Origin of the sequence: Streptomyces sp. NPDC024017, assembly GCF_040638895.1 — a bacterium.
In the GTDB taxonomy this organism is placed as follows: domain Bacteria; phylum Actinomycetota; class Actinomycetes; order Streptomycetales; family Streptomycetaceae; genus Streptomyces.
Genome location: NZ_JBEZYZ010000006.1, coordinates 353396 through 365418, shown reverse-complemented (window position 1 = coordinate 365418; position 12023 = coordinate 353396). Strand labels below are relative to the sequence as shown.

The window sequence follows — 12023 nt, the reverse complement described above, 5'->3', positions numbered from 1 at the left end:
ATGGGAGCGGGGCACGCGCACAAGCTGTACCGGCACGGGCACTCGCCCGTGCACGGCCTGCCGCCGCACACCAAGCTCGCCGCCGTGTTCGCCTTCGTGGTGGTCGTCGTGTCGACGCCGCGGGAGGCGATGTGGGCGTTCGGGCTGTACGCCGTGCTGCTCGGGACCGTCGCGTACATCGCGCGCGTGCCCGCCGCCTTCCTGCTCAGGCGACTGCTGATCGAGGTGCCGTTCGTCGCGTTCGCGGTGCTCATGCCGTTCGTGGCGGAGGGCGAGCGGGTCGACGTCCTCGGCCTGTCCCTGAGCGTGAACGGCCTGTGGGGCGCCTGGAACGTGCTCGCCAAGGGCACGCTCGGCGTCGCGGCCTCCGTGCTGCTGGCCGCCACGACCGAGCTGCGCGAACTGCTCCTCGGCCTGCAGCGCCTCAAGCTCCCGCCGCTCCTCGTGCAGATCGCGTCCTTCATGATCCGCTACGGCGACGTCATCACCGACGAGATGCGGCGCATGCGGATCGCCCGGGAGTCACGCGGCTTCGAGGCCAGCGGCGTCAAGCACTGGGGCGTGCTCGCCAAGTCGGCCGGCGCGCTGTTCATCCGCTCCTACGAGCGCGGCGAGCGCGTGCACCTGGCCATGATCAGCCGCGGCTACGCCGGCTCCATGCCCGTCATCGACGAGGTGACCGCGTCCCGGGCGCAGTGGTCGTACGCCCTCGCCCTCCCCTGCGCCGCTCTGCTCGTCTGTCTGCTGGGATGGACCCTGTGACACCTTCACTCGACGTGGCCGGACTGGCCTTCGCCTACCCCGACGGACACCAGGCCCTCTTCGGCGTCGACTTCTCGGTCGCCCGCGGCGAGCGGGTCGCGCTGCTCGGGCCGAACGGCGCCGGCAAGACGACCCTCGTGCTGCACCTCAACGGCATCCTGACCGGCGGCGCCGGCACGGTGAAGGTCGCCGGGCTGCCCGTGGACAAGCGGAACATGGCCGAGGTGCGGCGCCGGGTCGGCATCGTCTTCCAGGACCCGGACGACCAGCTCTTCATGCCGACGGTCCGCGAGGACGTGGCGTTCGGGCCCGCGGCGGCCGGGCTGAAGGGGCCGGAGCTGGAGGAGCGCGTGGACCGGGCGCTGGAGCGGGTCGGCATGGCGGAGTTCAAGGACCGCCCGCCGCACCACCTCTCCTTCGGCCAGCGCCGCCGGGTGGCCGTCGCGACCGTGCTGGCGATGGAGCCGGAGATCCTCGTGCTGGACGAGCCGTCCTCCAACCTCGACCCGGCCTCGCGCCGCGAACTGGCGGACATCCTGCGCTCCCTGGACGTGACCGTGCTGATGGTCACGCACGACCTGCCCTACGCCTTGGAGCTGTGCCCGCGCTCCCTGATCCTCAGCGACGGGGTGATCGCGGCGGACGGGCCGACCGGCGAGCTGCTCTCCGACGAGGAGCTGATGCGGGCCCACCGGCTGGAGCTGCCGTTCGGCTTCGATCCGCGTTCCGTCCCGGCGGCTGAGGCCCGTCCGTGACAATGGCCGCGTGACGAACGAGGAGAGCGACGGATCACCGCTGCTGGACGACCAGCTGTGCTTCGCCCTGTACGCCGCCCAGCGGGCGGTGACGGCGGCGTACCGTCCGCTCCTCGACGAACTGGGCCTCACCTACCCCCAGTACCTGGTCCTGCTGGTCCTCTGGGAGCGTGGCGAGACCACGGTCAAGGAACTGGCCGCGGCCCTGCGCCTCGACTACGGCACGGTCTCGCCGCTGCTGAAGCGGCTGGAGGCGGCCGGTCTCGTACGGCGTGAGCGGTCGGCGCGGGACGAGCGGTCGGTGCTCGTGGCCGTGACAGGGCGCGGGGAGGAACTCCGGGAGCGCGCGGGGCGGGTGCCCGGCGCGCTGCTCACGGCGACGGGGCTCGACGGCACGGAGGCCGGGCGGCTGCGTGCGGAGCTGTGGCGGCTGGCCGAGCGGGCGGAGTCGGCGGCGGACCGGGCCCGCTGAGGGTTACCCCGGGTTGCCACCCCCTGGGCATGACAGGGGAGTTACCGGCCAGTACCTTGTGCACGATGTGTTTGTGCGCACTTGGTTCCGGGGGAGGACAGCATGACTGACGGCCCCGCCGTCGACAGCCGCCCGACGAAGATCATGTACGTGGCGGAGGCCACCGCCCACGGCGGTCGCGAGGGCTACGTCACCAGCCAGGACGGTCAGCTCGACCTCAAGGTCGCGATGCCCCAGCCGCTCGGCGGCGACGGCAACGGCACCAACCCGGAACAGCTCTTCGCGGCCGGTTACAGCTCCTGCTTCCACAACGCCCTGATCCTCGTCGGCAACCGCGAGGGCTACGACCTGACCGGCTCCACGGTCTCCGCGAAGGTCGGCATCGGCCCCAACCGGCAGCGCGGCTACGGTCTCGCGGTCGCCCTCAGCGTGTCCCTGCCGGTCGTCGACGCGGACCTCGCGACCAGGCTGGTGGACGCGGCCCACGAGGTCTGCCCGTACTCGAACGCGACCCGCGGGAACATCGACGTGACCATCCTGCTTGGCTAGAGGGGAGCACCACGAGCACAGCGGCGAGACGAGGAGTACGGGCGTGGACGTGCACGGCACAGTGGCCGAGGGCTTCGAGCCGGTGAGGGACGCGTTCGTACGGAACTTCGACACGCTCGGGGACCGGGGCGCGGCGGTCGCCGTCTACCGGGACGGGCAGAAGGTCGTCGACCTGTGGGGCGGCACCAAGGACGTCGACGGTACGGCTCCCTGGGAGCGCGGCACCGCCCAGGTCGTGCGCTCGGCGACGAAGGGGGTCGCCGCCGCCGTCCTCCTGCTGCTGCACCAGCGCGGGCAGCTGGACCTGGACGCGCCGGTGGGGCACTACTGGCCGGAGTTCAAGGCGCAGGGCAAGGAGCGGGTCCTGGTCCGGCACGTGCTGAACCACCGGGCCGGGCTGCCGGTCCTCGACCGGCCGCTCACCCCGGAAGAGGCCCTCGACCCGTTGAGGGGCCCGGCGGCCCTCGCCGCTCAGGCGCCGGTCTGGGAGCCCGGCACCGACCACGGCTACCACGCGCTCACCTACGGCTGGCTGCTCGACGAACTGGTGCGGCGCGTGACCGGGCAGGGCGCCGGGGCGTGGCTCGCGTCGCAGGTCACCGGCCCGTTGGGGCTGGACCTCTGGCTCGGCCTGCCGGAGTCGGAGGCCGGCCGGGTCGGGCGCGTGGGCCGTGTCGAGGGGGCCGAGCCGGCCGGGGGTCTGCGGGCCCGCCCGAAGCGCTCGGTCACCGAGGCCTACGAGGACCCGGCCTCCCTCACGCGCCGGGCGTTCGCCGCGATCTCCCCGTTCCCGGACCAGAACGACCCCGCCTACCAGGCGACCGCCCTGCCCGCGACGAACGCCATGGCGACGGCGGACGGACTGGCCCGCTTCTACGCGACCCTGATCGGCGACACGGCCGGAGCCGCACGCCTCTTCACGCCGGAGACGGTGGAACTGGCCCGGGCCGAGGAGTCGGCGGGTCCCGACCGGATCCTGGTGGTCGGCACCCGCTTCGGCCTCGGCTACATGCTGCATGGCAGTGCCTCGCCGTTGCTCACCCCGGGTTCCTTCGGCCACCCGGGCCGCGGCGGCGCCCTCGGCTTCGCCGACCCGGAGACGGGCGTCGCCTTCGGTTACGTCACCAACGGCTTCCGCAAGACCGTGACGGCGGACCCGCGGGCGCAGGCGCTGGTGCGGGCGGTGCGGGGAGTGCTGAACCTCTAGGGTCTGTCGTCTGGATCAGGCCCTACACGTGGATGGGGTGCGAGGTCCGGCCGGACGCCTGGTCGATCTCCTCGTGGGCCTTGGTCAGCAACGCCATGGCGAGTTCGTTGAGCGCCCGGGCCCCGGCGATCTCCTCCCCGACCCTCGGCTGATTCGCGTCGGTCCGGTGCCGGCTCGCGTGCCCGTGCGCCCGTATCTCGCTGCCGTCGGGCAGGCGGACCATTGCGGCCGCGCGCGTGTGCTGGTCGTCCTCCGTGAACTCCATCTCGACGTGCCATCCCACTGTGGTGTGCATCATGACGATCACCTCCGGAACGCTTAGTTCCAGGGTGCTCCTCGCACGGGCCGGACGCACCCGCCTGACGGGCCCCTATCCGGCGTGCAGCATCAGCCCGATCCCCACGACCAGCAGCCCGGCCGCCGCGATCCTCGGCGCCCCGAACCGCTCCTTGAAGAACACCGCCCCGATCGCCGCGCCGACGATGATCGACGACTCGCGCAGGGCCGCGATGGGGGCGAGCTCGGCCCTGGTCTGGGCCCACAGGACGAGGGCGTAGGCGGCGACGGACAGCGCGGCCCCGAGCAGCCCGATCCCGGCGAACGGCCGTAGCAGGGCGAGGGTCTCCCCGCGTCGGCGCCATACGACGTACGCCGGGACGAACACCCCCTGGACCGCCATGAGCCAGGCGATGTACCCGAGCGAGGACCCGGAGGCCCGCACGCCCAGCCCGTCGACGACGGTGTACACCGCTATGGTCAGCCCGGTCGCCAGGGCCGCCCCGATCGCCGCCCAGTCGGGCCGCCGCCCGCGCAGTCCCCACAGGGCGACGCCGGTCAGGCCCGCGCACGACACGGCGATCCCGGTGGCGGCCCACCCGTCGGGCACCTCGTGGGCGAAGAGGGCGGCGAGCAGGGTCACGACGAGGGGCGCGGTGCCCCGGGCGATGGGATAGGCCTGCCCGAAGTCGCCCAGCCGGAAGGACTTCATCAACAGGGCGTAGTAGGCGACGTGGACGGCGGCGGAGGCGAGCAGGTACGGCCACGCCGCGGCCGCCGGGAACGCCACGAAGGGTGCGAGGGCCAGCCCGATGGCGACGCCCCCGCCCGAGATCAGCGCGAAGCCGGCCGGCTTGTCGGTGATCTTGTGGGCGATGGCGTTCCAGCTGGCGTGGGTGACGGCGGCGAGCAGGACGGCGGCGGTGACCAGAGGGGTCACGAGGTGCGCTCGCGCACGTCCACCAGGGTGCCGTCGGCGTGGCTGACGAGGTCCTCGGGGGCCATGGGGAACACGGTGTACGGCGTCCCGGCAGCGGCCCAGACGACGTCGTGCTCCAGCAGGGACCGGTCGGCGAGCACCCGGGTTTTGGTCCGGTGCCCGAAGGGCGGCACGCCGCCGATGGCGTACCCGGTGGTCTCCCGCACGACGTCGACCTTGGCCCGGGTGACCTTTTCGGCGCCGAGCTCCTTGCGGACTAGTTCGAGGTCGACCCGGGAGGACCCGTCCATGAGCACCAGAACGGGCACCCCGTCCGCGGCGAAGATCAGCGACTTGCAGATCTGGCTCAGCTCGCATCCGACCGCTGCGGCGGCCTCGGCGGCGGTACGGGTGGCGTCCGGGAACCGGCGAACCTGCTGTACGAGATCTCCCAGCCCGAGCTCCCGCAGGGCCTCGGCGAATCGGGGATGAGCTCCGGAGCTTCCGGCGTCAGTGGCGGCTGTCGTCGTCATGCCCTGCACGCTAGCGGTACGTGTACGGGACACGCGAGGCCGTATCGGCGCGGTGCCCGGGTCCGGTTCAGCCGGTGGCGTCCTCCGGCCGGACGTCCGCGAACTCCCACCAGGCGAGCGGCAGCCAGTCCCCGTCGACGAAGCCGTCGACGGAACCGCCGGTGCCCTGGATGGCCACGCGGGTCCCGACCGGGTAGGTGGTGCCGGACAGTCCGGAGACCGCCACGAGAAGGGTGCCGATACGTCGCGACAAAGTCCTATTTCCTTTCTTGTGTGCGTGCAAATCGTCTCATCATGCACCAGCCTGGTATATGAGCCACGGCACAGACGGAGGTGCTTGACGATGAGGGCTGTCGTATACAAGGGGCCCTTCGAGGTAGCGATCGAGCAAGTGGAGGATCCACGCATTCAGCACCCGAACGATGTGCTCGTCCGGGTCACGTCAACGGCCATCTGCGGCTCCGACCTGCACATGTACGAGGGCCGCACGGCCGCGGAGCCGGGCATCGTGTTCGGCCACGAGAACCTCGGAGTGATCGAGGAGACAGGAGAGGGGGTCACCACCCTCAACAAGGGCGACCGGGTGGTCATGCCGTTCAATGTGGCCTGCGGGTTCTGCAAGAACTGTTCGGCGGGCTTCACGGGCTTCTGCCTGACGGTGAACCCGGGCTTCGCCGGCGGCGCCTACGGCTATGTCGCTATGGGCCCCTACACGGGCGGCCAGGCGGAGTACGTACGGGTTCCGTACGCCGACTTCAACTGCCTCAAGCTTCCGGAGGGCACCGAGAAGGAGAGCGACTTCGTGCTGCTCGCGGACATCTTCCCGACGGGTTACCACGGCAACGAACTGGCCGACGTGCGCCCCGGTGACTCGGTCGCCGTCTACGGCGCCGGTCCGGTCGGGCTGATGGCCGCCTACTCCGCGATGCTGCGCGGCGCGAGCAAGGTGTTCGTGGTCGACCGGGTGGCGGAACGTCTCCAGAAGGCCCGGGAAATCGGCGCGATCCCGATCGACTTCACCCAGGGCAGCCCGGCCGAGCAGATCAAGGAACAGACCGGCGGCGAGGGGACCGACAAGGGCATCGACGCCGTGGGCTACCAGGCCCAGGCGCAGGGCGAGGACCGTGAGGAACCGGCGATCGTACTGAACTCCCTGGTCGAGACGGTCCGGCCGACGGGTGCTCTCGGGGTGCCCGGCCTGTACGTCCCGAGCGACCCGGGCGGTCCGGACGAGCAGTCGAAGAAGGGCTTGCTCATGGTCGCCGTCGGACGCCTCTTCGAGAAGGGGCTCCGCATGGGCACCGGGCAGTGCAACGTCAAGAGGTACAACCGCCACCTGCGGGACATGATCATCGAGGATCGCGCGAAGCCCAGCTTCGTCGTCTCGCACGAACTGCCGCTCGACCAGGCGTCGTCGGCATACGAGAAGTTCGACAAGCGCGTCGAGGGCTACACGAAGGTGGTCCTCCACCCACAGGCGGCCTGAGAAGCCCGGGTGGGACCGCCCGCTTCTTTGGCCAGTGTCGTGCTTCCGCGAGCCGAGTAAAGGGCGCTACGCGTCGCCTGCGGCGATGGCCCTGCGGGCCACCCTTGACTCACCTCGCTCCAGCACGGGGAAGAAGCGAGCGAGCGGCCCGGAAAGAACGGGTGGCCACACCACGTGTGCGATCAACGGCCCGTGGCCTGGCCACCCGGCGTCAGCGGACGCACCCGCGCCTCGCCGGCACGCCGGGCGGACTCAGCGGCGAGCGCTGGGCGGGTGGCCAGGCCACGGACCGGACGCGGGGCCTTTTGGAGCGTCTGGGCCACCTCAGAGATCAGAGTCCCAGGCATGTGACATCAGCAGTGTCCCAACCGCTCCAGTTGGCCCCCCGCACCCCACCCACACAACACCGGCAAGGAAGCGGGCGGCCCCGACAGTCAGGTGGTGACGTACGTCAGGAACGACGCCCACGTGGTGGAGTCGACCGTGACGTGGGGAGTGCCCGGGGTCTTGGAGTCGCGGATGTGGATCGTGGCGGGGGTGTGGGCGACCTCTACGCAGTCGCCGGGGTCAGGTCCGCTGCTGTAGCTGCTCTTGACCCAGTGGAGTTCCGTGGCGCTCATAGTCTCCCCAGCACTTGCTCAATGAAGGCCAGCGACTCCCTCGGAGAGAGAGCCTGCGCCCGGATCATCCCATAGCGCAGTTCAAGGACCCTGAGGTCTCGAGGGCTTGAGACGGGACGGCCGTTGAACGCACCGTCAGAACGCCCGACCCCCGTGCCGTCCGAGAACCTCAGCACTTCGATCAGCCCGTGCATACCGGCATGCTCCTCACGATCAGTCGGCATCACTTGGAGCGAGATGGTCCGCAACTCTCCTACCTCCAGAAGGTGTTCGAGTTGTCGGCGCAACACCATCCTGCCTCCGAGAGGGCGTTCCAGCGTCACCTGTTCCTGGACGAAACTCAAAGCCGGAGCAGGGTCCCGATCGAACACGGATTTTCGAGCCATCCGTGCTGCGACTGCGCGTTCCACCACGTCTCGCGAGAGCGCGGGGAGTCGGTTCTCGAACATCACCTCCGCGTACTCGGGCGTCTGCAACAGGCCGTGGATGTGATGCGTGGTGTAGAGCAGCATCTCAACCGCCCGCTCCTCCAACTGCGCCAGTTCCCGAGCCCTCTTCGGATACCGAGCCCTCTCCATATCCTTCATGAACGCCCTCAGATGCCCCTGGGCGTTCAGCACCTGGTCCGCCCTGTCCAGGTACTCCGGCCGGGGGATCCGTGCCCCGCGTTCCATCTTGCGGATCATGTCCTCGCCGTAACCGAGCACCTCGCCCAGCTCGGCGACCCGCAGGCCCGCCGCCTCCCGGCACACCTTCAGCAGCTTCCCCACCGCCTGGACCAGCGGCTCGATCTCGTCGCCCGGCTCGACATCCCAGCCGGCCTCGTCGACAGCCTCGTTCATGCCCCACCTCCATCGCGCAGCCGTACCCGTACAACGCCCGGGACAGCCGAGACAGCACGAGACAAGCTCCGGACAGTAGCCATACGCACACCTGCTGTCGCCGGTCACGGTGAGCGGACTCCGCCACGCTGAGTCACATGGACCAGGAGACCACCATCCGCAACCTCAGCCTTCTGCTCTCCCCCACACCCCGGGGGGCCCGGCTCGCCCGGCTCCTCACCACGGAGCAACTCCGCGCGTGGGGAATGCCCTTGGACCCTGCCGGGCAGATCGTCGCCGAGCTCGCGACCAATGCCGCCACGCACGGGCGCGTCCCCGGCCGGGACTTCCGGCTGACGCTCCACGTCGTCGGCGGCACCCTCCGTATTGAGGTCACGGACACGCGCGGTGACCGGCTTCCCCACCCCACCCGGCCGACCCCGGACGCCACCACCGGCCGGGGCCTCCTCGTCGTGGCCGCCCTCGCCGGCCGCTGGGGCGTGACCCCGGGTCCGCACCCGCGCAAGACGGTGTGGGCCGAGGTCGACGTGCCCAAGTGAAAGGCCGGTGAGGGCGCACCGTCCCCACAGCGCCCTCACCGGCCGGTCTCTCGCGAGCTGTCAGACGCGGACCAGTTCCCTGTCTCCGTCGTCGTCGCCGGAGGCGTCGCGCAGCCCCTCGCCCTCCACGTCCACGTTGGGCAGCGCGCGGTCGAGCCACCTGGGGAGCCACCAGGCCTTGCGGCCGAGGAGGGCCAGGACGGCCGGGACGATGGCCATGCGGACGATGAACGCGTCGAAGAAGACCGCGATCGCGAGGCCGAAACCGATCATCTTGACCATCGACTCGGACGAGCCGATGAAGCCGGCGAAGACGGCCATCATGATGACCGCGGCGGCGGTGACCACCCGCGCGCCGTGGCGGAACCCGGTGACCACGGCCTGGGCGGGCTTCTCACCGTGGACGTAGGCCTCCCGCATCCGGGTCACGAGGAACACCTCGTAGTCCATCGCCAGGCCGAAGACCACGCCGACCATGAAGATCGGCATCATCGACATGACCGGCCCGGTCTGCTCCACGCCCATCAGGCCGGACAGCCAGCCCCACTGGAAGACCGCGACGACCGCGCCGAGGGCCGCCATCACCGACAGCAGGAAGCCGAGGGCCGCCTTCAGCGGGACCAGGATCGAGCGGAAGACCACGATCAGCAGGAGGAAGGCCAGGCCGACGACCAGCACCAGATACGGCACCAGCGCGTCGTTGAGCTTCTGGCTGACGTCGATGTTCATCGCCGTGCTGCCGGTGACCAGGACGTTCGCGTCCGTGTCGGCCTTGATGTCCGCGCCCGCGTCCCGGATGCCGTGCACCAGGTTCTCCGTCGTGACGGAGGACGGCTTGGAGCCGGGGATCACGGTGATGGTGGCGGTGTCACCGGCCTTGTTGGGCTGCGGCGGCGTGACGGTCACGACGTCCTTCAGGCCCTTGATCTCGTCGCCGGTCTGGGTGAAGACCGCCTTCGGGTCGTCGCTGCCCTTGGCGTCGACGACGACCATCAGCGGGCCGTTGAAGCCCGGCCCGAAGCCTTCGGACAGCAGGTCGTAGGCGCGGCGCTGGGTGGTGGAGGTCGGCTGGGAGCCGTCGTCGGGCAGGCCCAGTTCGAGAGAGGTCGCCGGGACGGCGGCCGCGCCCAGGCCGATGACACCGAGCAGCAGGACCGCGATCGGGCGGCGGACGACGAAGCTCGCCCAGCGCGTGCCCAGGTTCGGCTTGGCCGGCTGGTCCTTCTTCTGCGCACGGCCGAGGCGCTTGCCCTTCTCACCCATCGGCTTCACCTTGCGGCCCGCGTATCCGAGCAGCGCCGGGACCATCGTCAGGGCGATCAGCACCGCGATGGCCACCGTGCCCGCGGCCGCGATGCCCATCTTCGTCAGCATCGGGATGTTGACGACGGACAGGCCCACCAGGGCGATCACCACCGTCAGACCCGCGAAGACCACCGCGGAGCCCGCCGTGCCGGCGGCCCGGCCCGCCGCCTCCTCGCGCTCGCGGCCCTCGGCGAGTTCGGCGCGGTAGCGGGAGACGATGAACAGCGCGTAGTCGATGCCGACCGCCAGGCCGATCATCATCGCGAGGGTGGAGGTGGTCGTGCCCAGGTCCAGCGCACTGGCCAGGCCGGTGATCGCGGAGACGCCGATGCCCACGCCGATGAGCGCGGTCAGCAGCGGCAGTCCGGCCGCGACCAGCGAGCCGAAGGTGATGACCAGGACGACCGCGGCGACCGCGATGCCGATGATCTCGCTGGAGCCGGTGTGCGGTACGGCCTGGAGCGCGTCACCGCCGATCTCGACGGTCAGCCCGGCCTTCCGCGCGTCCTGCGCGCTGTCCTCCAGGGCGTCCTTCGCGGCCTCGTCCAGCTCCATGCCGGAGACCTTGTACGACACCTGCGCGTACGCGACCGTGCCGTCCTTGCTGACGGCCTTCGCCTGGTACGGGTCGGTCACGCGGACGACCTCGGAGCCGTCGGACAGCTCCTTCACCGTGTCCTGGACCGTCGCCTTGTTGCCGGGGTCGGTCATCTTCTCGCCGCTCGGCGCCTTGAAGACGACGCGTGCGGTGGCCCCGTCGGCACTCGTGCCGGGGAAGCGCTGTTCCAGCAGGTCGAAGGCCTTCTGGGCCTCGGTGCCGGGGATGGAGAACGAGCTGTTGCCCGCGGCGGGGGCACTGGCCGCGCCGACACCGGCGAGGGTCAGCAGCGCCACCCATATCAGGGCGACGAAGTGCCGCCGCCGGAACGAGAGCCGGCCGAGTTTGTAGAGGAAAGTGGCCACGAGGGCGTACTCCCGGTCAGTCGTGGGGTCTTCAGGGCAGGGGTGATCAGCCCGACGACGTGAGCGGAGACGTCAGGTAAGGGCTAGCTGAGGGGGACTACTCGGTGGGCACGCCGAGGGCGGGGAGGACCACGGCGTCGATGTACGAGATGAGGAACTGTTGTGTCGGCGGCTGGTCGTCGATCAGCGTGCGCGTCGCGAAAGCGCCGGTGAGCATGTGCATGAGGTAGTCCAGTGCCGGGCAGTCGGCGCGGACCTCGCCTCGGTCGACGGCCCGCTGCACCACCCGGTGGAACTCCTCCATCTCCGGCTCCACGAGCAGTTCCTTGAACGCCTGGAGGAGGTCCGGATTGGCGTGCACCGCCATGAACAGGCCCCGCATCAGCGCGGCGTTCTGCTGCATGGTGCAGTCGTCCTCACGGGAGGTGAGGGCGTGCAGGTCGCCCCGCAGGGACCCGGTGTCGATGTCGGCGATGTTGCCCGGCTTGTTGTGCCGGATCGCCTTCGCCACCAGCTCCGGCTTGCCGCCCCACTGGCGGTAGAGCGTGGCCTTGCTGGACCGGGTGCGGGCGGCCACGGCGTCCATGGTGAGAGCGTCGTAGCCGACTTCGCGGAGCAGGTCGAGCACGGCCGCGTAGAGCTCGGCCTCACGCTCGGGGGTGATCCGACTGCGACGCGCGGCGGCGACCTCAGCCATCTCTCTCACCTTCCTGCTCCGAACGACACGGTTTCGTACGCCACGAATGTAGCGCACCCCTCATGAAAACGAAACCGTTTCGTACGTGTGCTGGCTCA

At 70.4% G+C, this 12023-nt stretch carries 15 protein-coding genes; 7 read left to right on the top strand and 8 right to left on the bottom strand.

What is annotated here, in order from left to right; all coding sequences use genetic code 11:
• The 5 genes from cbiQ to AB0G20_RS18785 all read left to right on the top strand — a co-directional run bounded on the left by cbiQ (window position 1) and on the right by AB0G20_RS18785 (window position 3745).
• Complete coding sequence (gene cbiQ, locus AB0G20_RS18805) at window positions 1-762, top strand: cobalt ECF transporter T component CbiQ (protein WP_361303391.1); 762 nt, start codon at window positions 1-3, stop codon at window positions 760-762.
• Window positions 750-1517 carry an ABC transporter ATP-binding protein gene (locus AB0G20_RS18800; protein WP_361303388.1) on the top strand — a complete coding sequence of 256 codons (768 nt, stop codon included), beginning with the start codon at window positions 750-752 and terminating at the stop codon, window positions 1515-1517. The genes cbiQ and AB0G20_RS18800 overlap by 13 nt, the downstream gene beginning before the upstream one ends.
• 10 nt (window positions 1518-1527) lie before the next feature.
• Window positions 1528-1989 carry a MarR family transcriptional regulator gene (locus AB0G20_RS18795; RefSeq protein WP_361303385.1) on the top strand — a complete coding sequence of 154 codons (462 nt, stop codon included), beginning with the start codon at window positions 1528-1530 and terminating at the stop codon, window positions 1987-1989.
• Between the two features lie 102 nt (window positions 1990-2091).
• On the top strand, window positions 2092-2538 hold the full coding sequence (locus tag AB0G20_RS18790) for an organic hydroperoxide resistance protein (protein WP_361303382.1): 447 nt from the start codon (window positions 2092-2094) through the stop codon (window positions 2536-2538).
• Window positions 2539-2581: 43 nt separating this feature from the next.
• Window positions 2582-3745 (top strand): serine hydrolase domain-containing protein, encoded by a 1164-nt coding sequence (locus AB0G20_RS18785; protein ID WP_361303379.1) that lies wholly within the window; start codon window positions 2582-2584, stop codon window positions 3743-3745.
• Between the two features lie 22 nt (window positions 3746-3767).
• Here the strand turns inward: AB0G20_RS18785 and AB0G20_RS18780 are convergent, their stop codons facing one another.
• From AB0G20_RS18780 to AB0G20_RS18765, 4 genes are all read right to left on the bottom strand, one after another.
• Window positions 3768-4043 carry a DUF1876 domain-containing protein gene (locus AB0G20_RS18780; protein WP_361303376.1) on the bottom strand — a complete coding sequence of 92 codons (276 nt, stop codon included), beginning with the start codon at window positions 4041-4043 and terminating at the stop codon, window positions 3768-3770.
• Window positions 4044-4115: 72 nt separating this feature from the next.
• On the bottom strand, window positions 4116-4961 hold the full coding sequence (locus tag AB0G20_RS18775) for a DMT family transporter (RefSeq protein WP_361303373.1): 846 nt from the start codon (window positions 4959-4961) through the stop codon (window positions 4116-4118).
• Entirely contained in the window at window positions 4958-5473 is a 516-nt protein-coding gene (locus AB0G20_RS18770; RefSeq protein WP_361303370.1) for a YbaK/EbsC family protein, read from the bottom strand. Before AB0G20_RS18770 ends, AB0G20_RS18775 begins: the two co-directional genes overlap by 4 nt.
• 67 nt (window positions 5474-5540) lie before the next feature.
• Window positions 5541-5726, bottom strand: coding sequence for a hypothetical protein (locus tag AB0G20_RS18765; RefSeq protein WP_102910814.1), 186 nt, complete (start codon window positions 5724-5726; stop codon window positions 5541-5543).
• Between the two features lie 90 nt (window positions 5727-5816).
• On the opposite strand from AB0G20_RS18765, the gene AB0G20_RS18760 reads away from it, so the two are divergent.
• Entirely contained in the window at window positions 5817-6959 is a 1143-nt protein-coding gene (locus AB0G20_RS18760; protein ID WP_361303367.1) for a glutathione-independent formaldehyde dehydrogenase, read from the top strand.
• Window positions 6960-7393: 434 nt separating this feature from the next.
• Here the strand turns inward: AB0G20_RS18760 and AB0G20_RS18755 are convergent, their stop codons facing one another.
• Window positions 7394-7579 carry a DUF397 domain-containing protein gene (locus AB0G20_RS18755; protein ID WP_361303364.1) on the bottom strand — a complete coding sequence of 62 codons (186 nt, stop codon included), beginning with the start codon at window positions 7577-7579 and terminating at the stop codon, window positions 7394-7396.
• Window positions 7576-8421: a helix-turn-helix transcriptional regulator gene (locus AB0G20_RS18750; RefSeq protein ID WP_361303361.1), complete on the bottom strand. Its 846-nt coding sequence runs from the start codon at window positions 8419-8421 to the stop codon at window positions 7576-7578. Before AB0G20_RS18750 ends, AB0G20_RS18755 begins: the two co-directional genes overlap by 4 nt.
• A 137-nt stretch (window positions 8422-8558) precedes the next feature.
• On the opposite strand from AB0G20_RS18750, the gene AB0G20_RS18745 reads away from it, so the two are divergent.
• Window positions 8559-8960 carry an ATP-binding protein gene (locus AB0G20_RS18745; RefSeq protein ID WP_361303358.1) on the top strand — a complete coding sequence of 134 codons (402 nt, stop codon included), beginning with the start codon at window positions 8559-8561 and terminating at the stop codon, window positions 8958-8960.
• Between the two features lie 60 nt (window positions 8961-9020).
• Here the strand turns inward: AB0G20_RS18745 and AB0G20_RS18740 are convergent, their stop codons facing one another.
• Window positions 9021-11228, bottom strand: a complete 2208-nt coding sequence (locus AB0G20_RS18740) for an MMPL family transporter (RefSeq protein WP_361303355.1) — start codon at window positions 11226-11228, stop codon at window positions 9021-9023.
• Between the two features lie 97 nt (window positions 11229-11325).
• Window positions 11326-11925 carry a TetR/AcrR family transcriptional regulator gene (locus AB0G20_RS18735; protein ID WP_361303352.1) on the bottom strand — a complete coding sequence of 200 codons (600 nt, stop codon included), beginning with the start codon at window positions 11923-11925 and terminating at the stop codon, window positions 11326-11328.
• Window positions 11926-12023: the final 98 nt, after the last annotated feature.